This is a genomic window from Schwartzia succinivorans DSM 10502, from assembly GCF_900129225.1.
In the GTDB taxonomy this organism is placed as follows: Bacteria; Bacillota; Negativicutes; order Selenomonadales; family Selenomonadaceae; genus Schwartzia; species Schwartzia succinivorans.
In genome coordinates this window covers 1-18,590 of the sequence record NZ_FQUG01000004.1, presented here as the reverse complement: position 1 = coordinate 18,590, position 18,590 = coordinate 1, and the positions used below count along the sequence as shown (strand labels likewise).

Here is an 18,590-nt window from a genome sequence, read left to right as displayed (position 1 = left end):
TTTTGCCGAAAAAAGCATACTTAAAAAAGGTTATGGTTATCGGTTCAGGACCGATTATCATTGGTCAGGCAGCTGAATTTGACTATGCAGGCTCACAGGCTTGCCGTGCATTGAAAGAAGAAGGTCTTGAAGTTGTTCTGGTAAACAGCAATCCGGCAACAATAATGACTGATACTCATATAGCTGACCGTGTATATATTGAACCGCTTACCGTTGATTTTCTTGAGGAAATCATAAGCAAAGAACGTCCGGACGGCCTTTTGGCAACGCTTGGCGGACAGGCAGGATTAAATCTGGCCGTAAAATTAGCGGAAAAGGGTGTTCTTGAAAAATACGGAGTAGAGCTTCTTGGCACACCGTTGGAAGCCATTGAAAAAGCTGAAGACCGTGAGCTTTTCAAGGAGACAATGAAAAAGCTCGGTGAGCCTATCCCGGAAAGCACGATTGTTGAGGATGTTGAGTCCGCAGTCAGCTTTGCAAATGAAATCGGATACCCGATTATCGTCCGTCCTGCATATACTATGGGCGGAACCGGCGGCGGTATTGCCGATAACGAAGAAGAACTGATTGAGATTGTTATCAAAGGTCTCAAATACAGTATGATCGGGCAGGTACTTATCGAGCGCAGCGTCGCAGGCTGGAAAGAAATTGAGTACGAGGTCATGCGCGACGGCAACGATAACTGCATCACAGTCTGCAACATGGAAAATGTTGACCCTGTCGGTGTTCATACGGGTGACAGCGTGGTTGTTGCTCCATCTCAGACATTGTCAGACCATGAGTATCAGATGCTTAGAAGTGCCAGCCTTCGCATTATCCGCGAGCTTGGTATTGAGGGCGGATGTAATGCCCAGTACGCATTGGACCCGAACAGCAACCAGTATTACGTCATTGAGGTCAATCCGCGTGTCAGCCGTTCCTCAGCTCTGGCTTCCAAGGCTACAGGCTACCCGATTGCAAAGGTTTCGGCAAAGATTGCTATCGGATACACCCTGGATGAAATTACGAACGCCGTAACACAGAAAACCAAGGCATGCTTCGAGCCGTCGCTGGACTACTGTGTTGTCAAGTTCCCACGCTGGCCCTTCGATAAATTTGTCTACGCTGACCATACACTGGGCACTCAGATGAAAGCTACAGGCGAGGTTATGTCTATCGACCGCAACTTCGAAGGAGCACTTCTGAAAGCAGTCCGCTCGCTTGAAATCGGCGTAAACCGTCTGCATATGGATGTAATGGACGGCTGGGACAATGAAAAGGTTCGGAAAAACCTGTATAAAATAAATGACCAGAGACTTTTTGTAATAGCAGAGGCATTCAGACGCGAAATTGCAGATATTGATGAAATACATGCCATTACAAAGATAGATAAATGGTTCCTGCAGAAAATAAAAAATATAACAGATATCGAAATACAGATAGGTAAAGACGGAATTACGCCTTCGCTCATGCGAGCAGCAAAAGATGTTGGTCTTGCAGACCAGTCAATTGCTGAAATCTGCGGTAAAACAATGGATGAAATCCGCACACTGCGTAAATCCATGAACATCATTCCCTGCTACAAAATGGTTGATACGTGCGCAGCCGAGTTCGAAGCTGCAACGCCGTATTACTACTCAACCTATAAGGGGACAGAAAATGAAGTTACCGCCTCCAAGAAACGTAAGGTAATAGTTTTAGGCTCCGGCCCAATCCGTATCGGACAGGGTGTCGAGTTCGACTATTGCTCGGTTCACTCCGTCTGGGCACTCAGGGAAATGGGAATTGAAGCTATCATCATCAATAACAACCCTGAAACAGTAAGTACAGACTTCGATATCTCCGACCGTCTTTACTTCGAGCCGCTGACTCCGGAAGATGTTCTCAACATCATTGACCAGGAGGAGCCGGAGGGTGTTATTGTACAGTTTGGCGGACAGACTGCAATCAACCTCGCATCTTCCCTGCAGAAGGCAGGCATAAAGATTTTCGGTACATCTGTCGACGGAATTGACCGCGCAGAGGACCGTGAGCGCTTCGATGAAGTACTCAACCAGACACAGATTCCCCGTCCGCGTGGAATCAGCGTCACGACTGTAGAAGAAGCATTCAAGGGCGCTGCGGATATCGGATATCCGTGCATGGTTCGTCCTTCCTATGTTCTCGGCGGACGTGCCATGGAAATCGTATATAACGAAGACGAGCTTCGTGACTACATGAGCCGTGCAGTCAAAGTAACCCCTGACCATCCTGTACTGGTAGACAGATATATGGAGGGTACAGAGGTCGAGGTCGACGGAATCTCCGACGGAATAGATGTTGTAATCCCCGGTATCATGGAGCACGTCGAAAGAGCAGGCGTACACTCCGGTGACAGTATCGCCGTATACCCGCCGCAGACACTTTCCGCGAAGGTTATTTATACAATCATTGATTACACGAAACGACTGGCATTGAACCTTCACGTTAAAGGTCTGCTCAACATCCAGTATGTTGTTGTAAACGATGAAGTCTATGTAATCGAGGTTAATCCGCGTTCCAGCCGTACAGTACCGTTCCTGAGCAAAATCACGGACGTAAAAATGGTGAATGTTGCTACACGGGTAGCTATGGGCGAAACCCTCAAGAGCATGGGCTTCAAATCCGGACTTGTTCAGCCGCGTCCGTATGTAGCAGTCAAAGCGCCTGTATTCTCCTTCGCAAAAATGCAGGATGTAGATATCTCCCTCGGGCCTGAAATGAAATCCACAGGCGAGGTCATGGGTATAGATTATCACTATGCCCGTGCGCTTTACAAAGCGATTACAGGTGCCGGAATGAATGTCCCGACAGAAGGAAAAATCCTCTTCACTGTCGCGGATAAAGACAAGGCTGAAATGAAGCAGCTTGCAAAAGCATACTCTGAGATTGGCTTCCAGCTAATTGCAACAGAGGGAACAGCAAAGGCAATACACTCCCTCGGAATAGATGCCGATGTCGTAGGAAAAGTTCATGAGAGAAGCACCGATATCATACAGCTTATCAAAAACGGACAGATTGGCATGGTAATCAACACGCTGACTCAGGGCAAGCACTCGGCAAAAGACGGATTCAAGATTCGCCGCGCAACAGTTGAGCATGGTATCGCCTGCCTCACATCCCTGGATACAGCTTGGGAGGTACTGCGTGTCCTGTCCTTTATGAAAGAGCGTCGTCTTGTATATGCGCTGGCATTGCAGGATTATGTCGGTGGTGGTGATGGCCTTGCCTAAGATTGCAGTTGATGCTTCTGTAATAATAAACGAGCAGGTCAGCGAAGATGTATTCCGTCTTGAGCTGCTCTGCCCTGAAATAGCCGCATATTCTAAACCCGGGATGTTCGTACAGGTACGAGTCGACAAGGGGATGCTGCTTCTTCGCCGTCCCTTTGGTATTGCCGATGTAAAGGATAAATCCATTACTGTTTTTTACCGTGTACTGGGGGAAGGCACAAAAGCCCTCACCTCGGTAAAATCCGGTGACTTACTGAACGTGCTCGGCCCTTTGGGAAACGGCTTCAAAACTGATGCAAAACGCCCGCTGCTGGTAGGCGGTGGAATGGGACTTGCGCCGTTATTGTATCTTGCCCGCTTTTATCAGGGAAAAGCAGATATTCTGATGGGGGGCAGAAATAAACAGGAGATTTTCTGGGAAGAATATTTCCGTCCCTATGCGAACAATATCTTCATCACAACGGATGACGGCTCTGTCGGCACAAAAGGCTTTACCACAAGCCTTTTGCCGCAGCTTTTGACAGATACAAAATACGATCTTGTTGCAGTATGCGGCCCCGGAATCATGATGCAGCTGATTTCTGACATTGCTGCGAAATATGATGTTCCATGCCAGGTTTCACTGGAAAAGAGAATGGCATGCGGTCTGGGTGCCTGCCTGTCATGCGCAGTAGACACAAAGGACGGACAGCGTAAAAAAGTCTGCAAAGACGGCCCTGTTTTCTGGGCGGAGGAGGTTCAGATATGAATGAATCCTCAAGACTGAAAACAACACTTCTCGGAATTCCTATGAAAAGTCCGGTGATGACAAGCTCAGGTACCTTTGGATTTGGCGAAGAGTTTGCAGATTTTCTTAATCTGGATGAGCTTGGCGGAGTATTTGTCAAAGGTACAACGTTATTACCCCGAAGAGGAAATGACGGAGTACGAATCGCAGAGACTCCTGCAGGAATGTTAAACTGCATCGGTCTTGAAAATCCGGGAGTAGACGTTTTCTTAAATGAAACGCTGCCCCGTATCGCGAAGTACAACATGAACATTTTCGTCAATATATCCGGCGGCTCAGCCGAAGAATATGGAATTCTGGCAGAAAAGCTTGATGTTGACGGAGTAGCAGGTATTGAATTAAACGTTTCCTGTCCCAACGTAAAGGATGGAGGCATTATCTTCGGTACAGACCCGAAGGCTGCAGCAAGCGTTGTACGGGAAGCGAAGAAACATACCTCAAAGCCTGTTATACTGAAGCTGTCGCCTAATGTCACCGACATAACCGAAATCGCCAAAGCATGCGAAGATGCTGGAGCAGACGCGCTTTCACTGATCAACACGCTCATGGGCATGGCTATTGATATCAAGACGTGGAAGCCGGTCCTTGGAAACATCACAGGCGGACTTTCGGGTCCGTGTGTAAAACCCGTTGCGCTTCGTCTTGTATGGCAGACTGCGCAGGCAGTCAACATCCCGATTATAGGGCAGGGCGGAATATCCACAGCAGCAGATGCTATTGAATTCTTCCTTGCAGGTGCTTCTGCAGTATCTGTAGGTACTGCAAATTTCGTTGACCCGTACGCGACAACAAAAATAATACAGGGCCTGGACGATTATCTTGAAAAAAATAATCTCTCCAATATCTCTGAGCTTGTCGGAAAACTGAAAATGGATTAAGGAGGTGCAGGATGGCTGACAACCGTTTAATCGTCGCTTTGGACGTACATACCCTTGATGACGTAAAAAAACTGGTGGAAGAGCTTGGTGATGCCGTTTCCTATTACAAAATAGGAATGGAGCTTTATTACAGCGCAGGCCCCGGAGTAATCGATTACCTGAAGGAAAAGAATAAAAACATATTCCTGGACTTGAAGCTCCACGATATTCCGAACACGGTTTCAGAAGGACTGTGTTCCCTGATGAAGCACGGCGTATCCATATTTAACGTCCATGCCTCCGGCGGATATACGATGATGAAAACTGCTGCCGACAAAATCCGGCAGGAGGCTGAAAAGCTGAACATCGAGCCGCCGAAGCTGATTGCTGTCACAGTTTTGACAAGCATGAATGAGCAGGACTGGAAGGACATGGGGAATACTGACCTTATATCCGACAGAGTTGTAAGGCTCGCGAAGCTGGCTAAAAAAGCCGGAATGGACGGAGTTGTAGCATCTCCTCAGGAGGCTACCATGATACGTCAGGCTTGCGGGGATGATTTCCTTATCGTTACCCCCGGAGTACGTCCGGCAGGCTCGGATATCAACGACCAGAGCCGTATAGCGACTCCTGCCGCTGCGCTGCAGAACGGAGCAACACACCTCGTAATCGGCAGGCCGATTCGTGCTGCTGAAAACCCAAGACAGGCGGCGCTCAAAATACTGGAAGAAATGGAGAATGCTGTAAAATGATGACAGAAGAACAGATTAAGGACATATTCGTAAAGACCAACGCTGTTATGGAAGGACACTTCTTGCTGACGTCCGGACTTCACAGCCCGATGTATGTTGAAAAATTCAATGTCCTTCAGCACCCTGAATATACTGAAATCCTTTGCAAAGAACTGGCAGAACGTTTCAAGGATGAGAAAATAGATACAGTTGTCGGACCTATGACGGGCGGCATCCTGCTCGCACATGAGACAGGAAAAGCTCTTGGAACCCGTGCTATTTTCACGGAGCGTGAAAATGGACACATGACATTCCGCAGAGGCTTCCATCTTGAAAAGGGTGAACGTGTCCTGATTGTTGAGGATATCGTTACAACGGGCGGCTCTGTAAAGGAAGTAATCGACGTAGTAAAAGCTGAGGGCGGCATCCCTGTAGCTGTCGGAATGCTCGTAGACCGCAGCGGCGGCAAAGTCAGCTTCGGCGACGTACCGCATAAAGCATTGCTGAACCTGACCGTCGAAACATACCAGCCCGACCATTGCCCGCTTTGCGAGAAAGATGTGCCTATGACAAAGCGCGGAAGAACAGGAAAATAATTGAAACATAATGAAAAATCCCAATCGGAAAATACTCCGGTTGGGATTTTTTAGTGCGCATTTTAACGATAGTATACTCTTATGGGTAAATTTTTTCACATTGGTTGTCGTATACTATGTATAGAAAAGAGATGGAGGTGGTTAAGAAATGTATGCAGGAGGCAGTAAAAAACTTTTACCCATGCTGATATTAGAAATATTAAAGGAGCATACAGATGAACAACACCGTTTAACTCAACAGGAAATTATCAATAACCTATGGACTCAATACGGTGTGAAATGTGACCGCCGCTCCGTTCATAACAATCTTGAAGCACTTAAGGATATGGGCTATGACATTTTCACCTCGCGAAAATGTTACTTGTCCGAAAGAGACTTTGACGATGCAGAGCTGCGAATGCTGATTGACAGTGTTCTATTCTCAAAAATTCTCTCTCAAGCGCAGTCGAAACGTTTAATTGAGAAGTTAATAGGATTAGGGAACAAATATTTTAAAGATACGGTTCCTCATGTATCAAATCTTCCTGCTTTATTTCACTCTGATAATAAACAGGTCATGCTTACGCTGAATGACCTGAATAAAGCCATTAAAGCTAAGAAAAAAGTCAGCTTTATCTACAACTCATACGGTACAGATTTTAAGCTGCATCCTAAACGCAAAGAACCCTACATTGTTAATCCATATCAGATGGTAGCAAATAACGGAAGATATTATCTGATTGGTAACTACGACAAGTACGATAATATATCGCATTATCGCATTGACCGCATTACTTCCGTCGAAATACTGCCCGACACGGTAAAGCCTAAGAGTGATGTCAAAGATTTTACAACAGACTGGACTTTACCCAAGCACATGGCAGAGCATATTTATATGTTCGGCGGTGAGAGTGTAACCGTGAAAATCAGAGCAGAAAAATATTTGATGGATGAACTGATTGATTGGTTTGGTAAAGATTTTCGCATAACAGAAGAAGACGATGAGTTTATTACGGTGATACTGAAATGCAACGTACAGGCGATGAAATATTGGGCTCTTCAATATGGTGATTCAGTGGAAATTCTTGAACCGGATACTCTGAGAAATCAGATAGTTGACGATATTCGAACTATGTTAAAAAAATATTTAAAGGAGTGATATTATGTATCCCGGTGAGTGGAAAGGAAATAATGTCCCAGAAACAAATAGAATATTGATATTGGGTGAATCTCATTATGACGAGAACAATGATGGTGATGTAGGTAAGGTTAGTTCTTATACAACAGCGGAAGTCGTTGAAAGTTATTTGTCCCATCGAGAACTTTCTGAAGGATTCGAGAATTGGCATCGCTTTTTTGATCGAATTGCAGAGTCATTCGGATATACACATGAAAGAAGTAAGGAATTCTATGGAAAGGTCTTCTTTGGTAACTATGTTCCAGTGCTATGCGGAAAAGGGGATACAAATAAATCAGGATATTTTATGAATTTTAACAGAACTGAGTATAATAATGAGCTGTTTTCTTTTGTGAATCAAAATCGGATTTCTGTAATCGTTTGTTTTACAAAGGCTACATTTTGGAATCTTCCGGCAGCGTCTAATAAAGATCAGGATACTTATGATGAAATAAAACTTCCTTCGATCGGAGGAAGAATGAATAAAATCAATGTATACGAATATGCCTCAGGGGTGAAGCATGGTTCGTGTGATATCGCTTTAGAAGCTCCTCTTAAAGTGTATGGTATACGTCATCCATCAGCAAAAGGTGGCTATAACTCAAAACAAGTATATGAAGTGCTGTCGCGTGAAGCTTGTTTACAAGGTATTTGTCTTAATGTGAACTCCAGAGGATAAGATGGGCTGACCTAGTTTGGAGGTTTGTTATGAATGCTTTTGACAAAATTATAGGCTATGATGACATAAAAGCAGAGCTGGCCTGCTTCGCAGATGTAATCAAAAATCAGGAAAAATATCTGAAGCTTGGAGTAACATTGCCAAGAGGGCTGCTGTTATCGGGAAATCCAGGGCTTGGAAAAACTCTCATGGCCAATTGCTTTATCACTGAGGCAGGATGTAAAGCTTTTACGGTACGCAAGGAAAAACCTAATGGTGATTTTGTAAATTACATAAAAGAAACCTTTGATAAAGCAAAGAAAGAAACACCATCTATCGTGTTTCTGGACGATATGGATAAATTTGCAAATGAAGATGCATCACACAGAAATGCTGAAGAATATGTAGCAGTACAGTCTTGTATTGATGAATGCAAAGGACATGATGTTTTTGTTCTGGCTACCGTAAATGATAAATTTTGCCTTCCTGATTCACTGATTAGAGCAGGACGATTTGACAAAATGATTTCAATAGATGTTCCAAATGAAAAATATTCTGAGCACATTATAAAGCACTTCCTCAGACGTAAACAAATCATGGATGACGTAGATGTAAATGAATTAGTCCGTCTCATGGAAGGACAATCATGTGCCAAACTGGAAACGGTAATAAATGAAGCAGGAATTTATGCCGGATTTGATGGTCGGGAAAGAATAACACATGGCGATATTATCAAAGCAATCATGCGTATGCTGTTTGACTCACCTGAGTGCATAAATCCCAGTGATGACGCTGATACGAGAAAAATAGCTGTGCATGAAGCCGGCCATGCCGTTGTCGCAGAGGTGTTAAATCCGGGGAGTGTAACTTTGACTTCTGTCTGCAGACACACCGGATGTACTGAAGGTATTACGAAATTATACACACCAAAAGGTTATTTCCTCTCAAAGAAGCTGCAGGAAAATAACATTCTTTCAGGACTTGGCGGAAAAGCTGCTATTGAAATTTTATATGGTGTAGCAGATGTTGGATGTAATTCAGACATGGGCAAAGTGTTTAATTTGGTGTCAGAGTTCGTAGATCCAGATTGTACGTTAGGGTTCGATATGTTCGAAGGACGTAATTCTTCACAGTATTTACTAGAGCGAAAGGACAGAATGATTGCTTCTGAGGTTGCAAGATATTACCGAAGTGCACGACAAATTCTTATTGAGAACAGAGAGTTTCTGGATGCGATGATAGAAGCTCTGGTTGAACATAAAACTGTAACATTCCGTGAGATACAGAATATAAGAGAACGACATCTAAAATGTGCCTAAGAATGAGGAGTGAGAGTATGACTGATTTAACAGAACGCTATGAATTATTGAAAGGAAAAGTTGAAAAGCGTTGGGCAGAATTTGTTGAGCTTATGCGGTTCATAGAGACAGAAACTGAATATCTTACAGCTCCGGCCTCAACGAAATTTCATCTTTGTAAAGAAGGTGGTCTTTTAGAGCATAGTGTAAATGTAGCGGAAAATATGCTTAAAATCAAAGCAGCTCTAGCGCCTGACATCAGTGACGAAAGCTGCGTTATTGTCGCACTGCTGCATGATTTAGGCAAGGCCGGTATGCCAAAGAATCCGTTGTATATCAAGAATCCACCGGACAGTAAATGGAAACAGCCATACTACTGGAACAATGACCTCGTCTATTTGAGTGTTCCAATTCGCAGCTTGTATCTGATTGCACCGCGTTTTCCGTTGACGGAAGAGGAAGCGCAGGCTATCGTTTACCATGATGGGCAGTATGTGGAAGATAATCGAAGTGTTGCAATGCACGAGGAACGACTGACTCTGCTTCTGCAATATGCGGATACTTGGAGCTGCATGGTAGTAGAAAAATAAATCGTTATTTGAAGTTCATAGGAGAAATTTTAATGACCAATAAAGACAATAGGAGCAAACGATTGCTGATGCGTATCCGTGCATTTAATTTCGGCGGGCGTATATTGCATCTAATCGCCAAGGATAAATGGACGTTCCCATATATCATAAAGAAAATGAGAACGAAAGTGGTTCCAACTTTTTATGTCGAGTTCGACGAGTCGGATTGGAAGCACTTTTATGATAAGTTTGTTGAGTCTCCAAAGCGTAGAGATATAAAAGCTGCATGATCAATAAGAATTAAAGGGTTGAAAGGAGCACCATCATGATAGAACTCCCTGATGAAATGCTGGATTCTACGACAATAATTGGTATAGGCGATTTAGGTGTGCAGGTTCTGTCACGACTTCGCGAAAAGCAGCGTAAAGATTTGAAACTATGTGCAGTCGTGTCGGACAAGTTGCAAATATCGGGACATGAGAGTGAATTCACGATAGTCTGCGAAGGTGCTATTGATACATCAGGACAGCAGTTCGAGCTTCATAATACGATACAAAACAGCATTATGTTGGTTATCGTCGCTGATGTAACAGATGCCTTTTCCGCTCAAATGGTGTCTTCAATAGCCGAATCAGAGCGAAACTATGAACCATTCTCTCGTTACTACCGCAAATCATGGCAACATCATTTCGAACATGATAATGAAATTTTGTCTGTCGCATTGCTAAAAAGCGCAAACGGAATAAACACTCAGAATGATTATATTTTTAATACAAGAGCAATTTACCTGCCAAAAGACATATTGCGTCAACAATGTGAGCTTCAGCCTGAAATTTTCGAAACAGAACTTGATTTCATGGCTGAAACAGCAACACAAATTCTGAATCTATATCTTTCGGAAAAGTTAGTTGGACTTGATATGGCAGACATACGAAATTCTTTTTCAAATCCAGGGAAAATGACGCCGTGCATAGGACAGGGTAATACTACGGAAGAAACTGTTAATTCGTTGCTATCGTCAGCAACGAAAATATGCTTAAATTTAAGCCAATGTCATTTAGTAATTTACAGTATGTCCGGTGCCCGCCAAAAGTTATCAATCTTTGATGTTAATGAGGGACTGAATTTAATCCTCAAAAAAATAGAATCTCAGAATATGCTTTTTGCAGCACATGTTGATGACTCTTTGGATGATAGTAGGCTGATAATCTTTGCGTTGTTTTGTGAAAGAAAAATAATTAAAAAGCTATATGATGATTAAAGGAGAATCAACATGAGCGATAATGTTTGTGCTCAATCGCGAAATGACAACGCGAAAGTCAAACGCGTGGAGCTTAGCGTACATACAAAAATGGGGCCGATGGATTCTGTTGTCCCGGTAAGGGAATTGATTCGAACGGCATCACACTGGGGCTGGGACGCAATTGCCATTACAGACCACGGCAGCGTACAAGCTTTTCCCGATGCAATGTATGCCGCCGAATACAATCCCTTTGACATTAAAGTGATTTATGGTATGGAAGGGGCTCTGACAGAGGACCACTATCAGCACCTCTGTGCGAACCATATCACGATTTTGGCGAAAAACATGGATGGGCTGCATAATTTGTATCGTCTTGTTTCCTTATCGCACTTGTTTTTTGGTCGTTGTATTGTGAGTCAGTCAGATTTGTACTCTAACCGTTATGCTCCAAGAATCCCAAGAAGTATATTGAAAGAACATCGTGAAGGATTGCTTCTGGGTTCGTCCGGAGCTGAAGGGGAACTAATTCGCGCTATCGCTTCCTGTCATTACGAAGATGAAGAATTGATTACGGTTGCGCGTTTCTATGATTATCTTGAAATTCAGCCGATTGGAAATTACGCGCACTTGCTACGTAGCAATGAATTTCCACATATCAATACGGAGGAAGATTTACGTGACATCAATCGAAAGGTGGCGGCATTGGCGAAAAAGCTAGACAAACTGCTGGTCGCAACTGGAGATGTCCATTTTCTACACCCGGAGGATGCTATTTGTCTTGAAGTTCTGACTGCTCACAATGACTCGGATGAAACTATTCCGCAACCGTCCCTTTTCCTCCACACCACGGAAGAGATGTTGAAGGCGTTTGAATATCTTGGAGAAGAAGCAGCTTATGAGGCAGTCGTGACGAATTCTCGCCGTATCGCAGACATGATAGAACGAATTAAACCTATTCCCTATGATTTGTTTGATTCGATACTTCCTAATGCCGACGAGGAAATCAAAACAATGGCATATAAGCGGGCGCATGAGTTGTATGGGGAAAATCTTCCTGAAATTGTACAAAATCGACTTGACCAAGAATTGACTCCCATACTCAAACATGGGTTTTCAAGCCTGTATTTGATTGCGCATAAGCTCGTAAAAAAATCGAATGATGATGGCTATTCCGTTTTTGTGCGAGGTTCAGTCGGGGCTTCTTTTGTTGCAACTATAGCAGGCATTACAGAAGTAAATCCTCTTGCTCCGCATTGGCATTGTACAAAATGTCATTATAGTGAATTTATAACCGATGGCACATATAACTCTGGATTTGATTTGCCTGAAAAAAACTGTCCCAATTGCGGAGAGCCTCTTATAAAGGATGGACACGATATCCCCTTCGCCGCTTTTCTTGGGTATGACGGTGATAAAGTACCCGATATTGATATCAATTACTCGGACGAGGAACGTCCAGAGCTTTGCAAATACATAGAGCGGCTTTTCGGGAAAGACAAGGTGTATGCTGCCGGTACTATAGAGACACTAAGCGAACCGGAGATGCGGCGTTATATTCAAAAGTACTTTGATAAGAAAGGGGAAACACCGTCCGAAAACTTTATCCAATATATCGTGAATAGATGTGTTGGAGTGAAAAAGACGACAGGGGTGCATTCGGCAGGGATTTATATTGTACCGCAGGAAATCGATGTTAATTGGGTTACTCCAGTGCAGCATCCCGAAGATCGACTCGAGTTCTCCGATGTCGTAACAACTCATTTTGACTATCATTCCATTAGCCACTGCCTTGTGAAATTCGACATTATACCCCATAAAGTTCCGACATGTCTTAAACTGTTGGAGGAATATACCCATCGCAATCATAGGACGATTCCGTTTAATGATCCAGAGACGCTTTCAATATTCCGATCTACAGAAGCGCTTGGCGTTTCGCCAGAGGAATTAGGAACAAAGATAGGAACATTTGGTATACCGAACTTCTACTCGCTGAATACGAGACAAATATTGGACGAGACAAAACCGACTTATTTCAGCGACATTGTCAAGATTTCAGGTTTCTGTCACGGGACGGAAATATGGGAGAACAATATGCAGGACGCACTTCGCGATGGCATCTGCACGATGCACGATGCAATTTCTGTACGCGACGACATAATGATGTATTTAATACATAAAGGAATTGAGCCTTCGATAGCGTTTAAAGCAATGGAGAGTACGCGTAAGGGTAAAGGACTCAAACCAGACGTTGTAGAACAGCTTAAAACAAGTGGCGTGCCGGAATGGTACATTGAAGCGTGTCAAAAAGTTAAATACCTTTTTCCGCGTGCCCACGCAACGTCTTATGTTATGATGGCTTACCGCATCGCTTATTACAAAGTACATTATCCGGCGGCATTTTATGCAGCGTATTTCTCCGTCTATGACGAGGCGTTTGACGCTGATGTTATTACGGTGGGGAAAGAAGCCGTAAAAAAGCGTATTTCTGAATTGAGTGCCAAATACCCTGATCTTGAAGAGGATTCACGCAAGCTTAGTTGGGAAAGGTACGAAGAGTTGAAGCCTGTTTTAGCAAAATTTTTCGCGTTGCAAGTTGCGTTGGAAATGCTTTTGCGTGGATTCACAATAGAACCTATAAATCCAAATCACTCTGACACAGAGCAATTCATCATCTTCGACAAATATATGAAACCGTTGTTTGCAGTACATGGTAAATCATAAATATGGTCACAGAATTAGAATCGAGTGGAGGTAGCTATAAAAATGTTATTAGAAAAAGTAAAACAGATTCTACGCGAATCTGACAGTCAGAGAAAAGCAAGTGGTGAAAATTTTAATATTTTTTTCGCCGCCAATATTTGGCGGAAAGAAACAACTATATGCCGGGTATTAAAAGAAATTATAGATGTGAGAGGAAGCAATCCTGTCGCGAATATTTGCCTAAAATTGTTTTGTGGTGAAGTATTGCAGATAGATGTTGATAAGGAGGCTGTTGAAAAAGCTGTTATTGTCAGAGAAAAGCAGATTAAGAATAATCGCAGAATAGATTTATTCCTAAACATCGATAATAAAGCTATACCTATTGAAGTTAAAATTTATGCTGAAGATCAAGCTGAGCAGTGTGCGGATTATTATGAATACGCTGTTAACTCACCATTATATTACTTAACTTTGGATTGTCATGAACCAAGTCCTGAAAGCAAGAGAGCATTAACCGACGAGCAAATAATTTGCATTTCGTTCAGAGATCATATCCTTTTTTGGCTTGACAAGTGCCTAGATAATTCAGATGTCAAAAGAATTATTTCTGTGTCAACCATATTAAAACAACTTCGTGCAGTGATTGTGTATATGACATCTCAGGAAGGGGATAAAGATATTATGGATATTTCAAATGAAATATGTTTATCGCGTGAAAATTATCGAGCAGCCAAGGCAATAGAAATCTCTTTGATAACTGTACGCATCCAAATGATGAAGAAGGTATTTGGGGAACTATCGAAACACATGGAGGCACTGCGAGGTAAAGGGCTTAATTGCGAACAAATATTGACGTATGAAACAAAAAAATTAGTTGAACCATATTATGAACAGAGAAAAAATACATTGCCTTGTATCGACTACGTTTTCGAAGAAGGAAAATATACTTTTCGTTTTGAGATTTGGGATAATTTTTATTTTGGGATATGTAAGTGGAACGATGAGGCAAAATGGAATGCAGAGATAACGGCTGATGAACAATCCCTTTTTAAGAAGGGGAAATATTGGCAGGACAATAATGATGGCAGCAGTCAGTCTTGGTACTGGTGGAAATATTGTTTCAACAAAGAACGGCAGTGTAATTTCCGAAGCTGTGATGGAGAATATGAAAAACTTTTTGACGAAAATGGGTTTAAAGAAAAAATGGAAGAACTCTTTTCTGTTGTTGATGAATGTTTAGCAAAAATCGGATTGATTAACCCGTAATCAATTATTTTATATACCTACAACAGGATTCAGTTTGTGCCAAAATTGCACAAACTGCCTGTAATGGCAAAATGTACCAAACGAAAGCCTAACCAGTCTATAAGAAAGTTTGTCACAGACAAACTTTCTTAGTATAATATCAATGTTGCAAATTAACGTGAAGCAGGGCAGGTGAAAGCATGAAGGATGGAACTCAGGAACGCATAGACAAGGAAATAGCGGACTGGGAGTACATGAAAAATCTGCCTAAGACTTTGCAGGGCTACTATTACCGGGACGACCACGAGGTTATAGACGATATCTATAATCTTTTTAGTTACGTCAACGATGAAACTCATTGCAGCATAACTGTTTTTTACCACGAAGCAACATTTGAATACAAGCTAAGCCAAAAAATCGGAATGATTGAGTTTTGCAGTATAGAGTGTATAGCTGAAAAATTAGATGAATTTGAGCTGCTCTTGCGTGAGCATATGGAAGATATCATGTACGGTATGAATCATTTTGATCCAAAAACAGTCAGCCTGCTTGTAAAGCAAACCGGTATTACTGAGTGGGATTACAAAGATATTCTTCCTCAAGAATTTGAAGGCTTCTCTTTATATATTCATCCGGACCAGCCCATCAGGATAACAAACGGTTCATACATCGTCTGTGATTATGAAAATTTTGAGCTGAACAGTGATTTGGTTGTTTACTACAATATGTTCAGGGATGAATTTTATGTGGATTCACGTGCAAATGATGCTCCGGTAATCAATTATGAATTTGACTCGTATTCTTTGGCAGAGCTTCAGGAAAATATCCAAAAGTATTTAAGACCAACATTGAGCGCTATACGTGAGAGCGCAGAAAAGAAGTGAATGTATGATAAATATTCAAAATGCGGTTTTGCATTTGTTTGATATAGCTTCAAATACTCTGCTTGTGTCAGAAAGTCCTTTGGAGCTCTCTGATTCGGCAATTCAGTTTTTGACTTCGCACATTGAGAAGCACATTACAAAGCAGACGGCGAAGCAGGGGACGTTTCACACCGACAGTGAATTTCTTGATTTGCTTGGAAAGTATAATTCAAATGAGCTGGATTTTCTTTCCTTGTCTAAGGAGATTGCACAGAAATGGTCAGATTTGTTAAAGCAGACTGCCGAACAGCCGGCATCTGATTTTTTTATTTGTGAGTTCTCAACAAATGAAGTACCGTTTTGGGCTATTTTCAGAACTACTAATAAATTTCAGTTCACTCATCAGGTTTTATATGATGAGTCCGGTAAATTGCAGACATCTATAGTCAGAAACAATGATTTTCTGCCTCAGCCGAATCAAAGTATTGATGAGTTTGCTTTTATCAATCTGCAGACTATGGCAATCACTATTTCAGCTAAGAAGTTTTCACTGGACGGAAATACAATTCAGCTCTTTTCAGAGGCGCTGCTTGAGTGTACATCCGCTCCGTCTCCTAAGGAAACTATTCACACGCTGGAAAAAACAGCGGAGAAGGTTGCTGAATCCTTTAACCGCAATGCAATTCATGCTACCAATGCTGTAAAAACGGCAATAGCTGAGGAATTGGAAACAAAGGACACTTTGAACCCTGTAGATACTGCCGCTGCAGTTTTTCCAGATCAGCCGGCTTTGCAGCAGGCATTTCAGGAGGAGCTTCGTAAAAAAGGCTTCCAGGATGACCAGAATATCAAGGTTGAAAAAGAGCCTATAATGAAAAAACTGGTGAATCATAAGCTGAAAACAGATACAGGAATTGAATTATCCATCCCTGTAGAGTATTTTGACAGCACGGATTTTCTGGAGTTTCAAAAAATGGAAAACGGCACTATGAATATAACCTTGAAAAATATTTCAAATATAATCAACCGCTTGAATTAAATCGTATACCCAAGCAAGAAAGGACGACCCATATTTATGTTTTCTCCCAAACTTGATGAAATCAAGAAGGATGTGTTGAAAAAAACAAGCTCTTTGTTCGAACAGATAGATACAGTTTCTGAAATCAACACGAAAAAAGTACTGGATGCCATGCGAAAGCTGAAGGTATCCGATGCACATTTTAATACTACCTCAGGTTATGCTTATGACGATATCGGACGCCAGAAGCTGGATGAGTTGTTTGCTGAGGTTTTCGGTGCAGAACGTGCGCTCGTCCGCACTCATTTTGTTTCCGGAACACATGCACTGGCAACTGTGCTTTTTGGCATACTGCGTCCGGGGGACCAGTTGGTTTCTATCACAGGCAAGCCGTATGATACAATGCAGACAGTTATCGGTTATGATAATCCGTCACCGGGTTCGTTGAAGGAATTCGGAATTCTTTATGATGAGGTTCCTATTGTAGATAATAAGGTGGCATACGACCTGATTCCTGAAAAGGTAACGGCAAAGACAAAGATGGTTTTGATTCAGCGTTCACGCGGCTACAGTATGCGAAGACCGCTGAGCCTTGATGATATCAGCAAAATCTGTTCCATAGTTAAGGGAATTAATCCTGAGTGTGTATGCTTTGTAGATAACTGCTATGGTGAATTTATAGATATAAAAGAGCCTGTACAGGTTGGTGCCGACATCATGGCAGGTTCGCTTATTAAGAATCCGGGCGGCGGAATCGCACCTACCGGCGGATATATAGTCGGAAAGGATAAGCTTGTTGAGCTTGCCTCCTACCGCCTCACCTCTCCGGGAATGGGGGATGAACTGGGGGCCTCCCTTGCGAACAACCGTTTAATCTTCCAGGGACTGTTCCTTGCACCGCATGTTGTTGCACAGGCAGTGAAGGGCGCAATCTTTGCTGCAGGTGTATTTGAGGCTCTGGGCTTTAATACGTCTCCGAAATCCACAGAGGCACGAGGGGACATTATTCAGGCAATAGAGCTTGGAAATGCCAAAAATCTTATCGCATTTTGCCGCGGTCTGCAGTTCAATTCTCCGGTAGATTCCTTTGCGGCTCCTGAGCCTTGGGATATGCCGGGATATGCTGATCAGGTTATCATGGCCGCAGGAACATTTGTTCAGGGCGCGTCAATCGAGTTAAGCGCGGACGGACCAATGCGTGAACCGTACGCCGTATATCTCCAGGGCGGTCTGACATTTGAGCATGCTGTTATAGGTATTCTTGGCGCAGCCAACGAAGTTATTAAAGAATAAAAAAATTGCCGCGTGTGTTATTTTCACATGCGGCAGTTTTTATTGGTAGCCGAATAGGCGATATTAAACCACCAGCTATGCTGGTGGTAAGTAAAAATTTCTTTTAGTAAAAAACCTCCTATGCTACAATCTGCGTGGTCTGGCAACCGCGGAGAAAAAGTATAGGAGGTTTTGTCGATGAACGACGTGAAAAGTTTATCACATAGCAAATGGCGTTGCAAATATCATATTGTTTTTGCACCAAAGTATCGTAGACAGGCAATTTATCGCCAGTTAAAACAAGATGTAGGAAAAATCTTGAGAGATTTGTGTGAACGCAAAAAGGTTAAAATTATTGAGGCAGAAT

At 42.7% G+C, this 18,590-nt stretch carries 17 protein-coding genes; all 17 read left to right on the top strand.

Annotated features, from left to right (window positions below; translation table 11 throughout):
* The first annotated feature begins 2 nt into the window (after window positions 1–2).
* Window positions 3–3,230, top strand: coding sequence for a carbamoyl-phosphate synthase large subunit (carB, locus tag BUA83_RS04955; RefSeq protein WP_072935113.1), 3,228 nt, complete (start codon window positions 3–5; stop codon window positions 3,228–3,230).
* Complete coding sequence (locus BUA83_RS04950; protein ID WP_094756478.1) at window positions 3,217–3,978, top strand: dihydroorotate dehydrogenase electron transfer subunit; 762 nt, start codon at window positions 3,217–3,219, stop codon at window positions 3,976–3,978. The genes carB and BUA83_RS04950 overlap by 14 nt, the downstream gene beginning before the upstream one ends.
* On the top strand, window positions 3,975–4,895 hold the full coding sequence (locus tag BUA83_RS04945) for a dihydroorotate dehydrogenase (protein ID WP_072935111.1): 921 nt from the start codon (window positions 3,975–3,977) through the stop codon (window positions 4,893–4,895). The genes BUA83_RS04950 and BUA83_RS04945 overlap by 4 nt, the downstream gene beginning before the upstream one ends.
* Before the next feature lie 11 nt (window positions 4,896–4,906).
* Window positions 4,907–5,626, top strand: a complete 720-nt coding sequence (pyrF, locus tag BUA83_RS04940) for an orotidine-5'-phosphate decarboxylase (protein ID WP_072935110.1) — start codon at window positions 4,907–4,909, stop codon at window positions 5,624–5,626.
* Window positions 5,626–6,201 (top strand): orotate phosphoribosyltransferase, encoded by a 576-nt coding sequence (gene pyrE, locus BUA83_RS04935; protein ID WP_072935396.1) that lies wholly within the window; start codon window positions 5,626–5,628, stop codon window positions 6,199–6,201. The genes pyrF and pyrE overlap by 1 nt, the downstream gene beginning before the upstream one ends.
* Window positions 6,202–6,349: 148 nt before the next feature.
* A complete protein-coding gene (locus BUA83_RS04930) occupies window positions 6,350–7,339 on the top strand; it encodes a helix-turn-helix transcriptional regulator (protein ID WP_072935109.1) in 990 nt (329 codons plus the stop codon).
* Window positions 7,340–7,343: 4 nt separating this feature from the next.
* The gene (locus BUA83_RS04925; protein WP_072935108.1) at window positions 7,344–8,036 is read left to right on the top strand and encodes a hypothetical protein; all 693 of its coding nucleotides are present in this window, start codon (window positions 7,344–7,346) and stop codon (window positions 8,034–8,036) included.
* A 29-nt stretch (window positions 8,037–8,065) separates the two neighbouring features.
* Window positions 8,066–9,334, top strand: a complete 1,269-nt coding sequence (locus BUA83_RS04920; protein WP_072935107.1) for an AAA family ATPase — start codon at window positions 8,066–8,068, stop codon at window positions 9,332–9,334.
* 17 nt (window positions 9,335–9,351) lie between these two features.
* Window positions 9,352–9,903 (top strand): HD domain-containing protein, encoded by a 552-nt coding sequence (locus BUA83_RS04915; RefSeq protein WP_072935106.1) that lies wholly within the window; start codon window positions 9,352–9,354, stop codon window positions 9,901–9,903.
* 32 nt (window positions 9,904–9,935) lie between these two features.
* Complete coding sequence (locus tag BUA83_RS04910; protein ID WP_072935105.1) at window positions 9,936–10,172, top strand: hypothetical protein; 237 nt, start codon at window positions 9,936–9,938, stop codon at window positions 10,170–10,172.
* A gap of 35 nt (window positions 10,173–10,207) precedes the next feature.
* A complete protein-coding gene (locus BUA83_RS04905) occupies window positions 10,208–11,143 on the top strand; it encodes an FtsZ/tubulin family protein (protein WP_072935104.1) in 936 nt (311 codons plus the stop codon).
* A 12-nt stretch (window positions 11,144–11,155) separates the two neighbouring features.
* Complete coding sequence (locus BUA83_RS04900) at window positions 11,156–13,846, top strand: PolC-type DNA polymerase III (RefSeq protein WP_072935103.1); 2,691 nt, start codon at window positions 11,156–11,158, stop codon at window positions 13,844–13,846.
* A gap of 42 nt (window positions 13,847–13,888) precedes the next feature.
* Window positions 13,889–15,091 (top strand): PDDEXK-like family protein, encoded by a 1,203-nt coding sequence (locus BUA83_RS04895; protein ID WP_072935102.1) that lies wholly within the window; start codon window positions 13,889–13,891, stop codon window positions 15,089–15,091.
* 179 nt (window positions 15,092–15,270) lie between these two features.
* The gene (locus tag BUA83_RS04890) at window positions 15,271–15,954 is read left to right on the top strand and encodes a hypothetical protein (protein ID WP_072935101.1); all 684 of its coding nucleotides are present in this window, start codon (window positions 15,271–15,273) and stop codon (window positions 15,952–15,954) included.
* Window positions 15,955–15,958: 4 nt separating this feature from the next.
* Entirely contained in the window at window positions 15,959–16,972 is a 1,014-nt protein-coding gene (locus tag BUA83_RS04885) for a nucleoid-associated protein (RefSeq protein WP_072935100.1), read from the top strand.
* A gap of 36 nt (window positions 16,973–17,008) precedes the next feature.
* On the top strand, window positions 17,009–18,244 hold the full coding sequence (locus tag BUA83_RS04880; RefSeq protein ID WP_072935099.1) for a methionine gamma-lyase family protein: 1,236 nt from the start codon (window positions 17,009–17,011) through the stop codon (window positions 18,242–18,244).
* Between the two features lie 177 nt (window positions 18,245–18,421).
* On the top strand, window positions 18,422–18,590 hold a 169-nt coding region (tnpA, locus tag BUA83_RS04875), incomplete at its 3' end, for an IS200/IS605 family transposase (protein WP_144340504.1).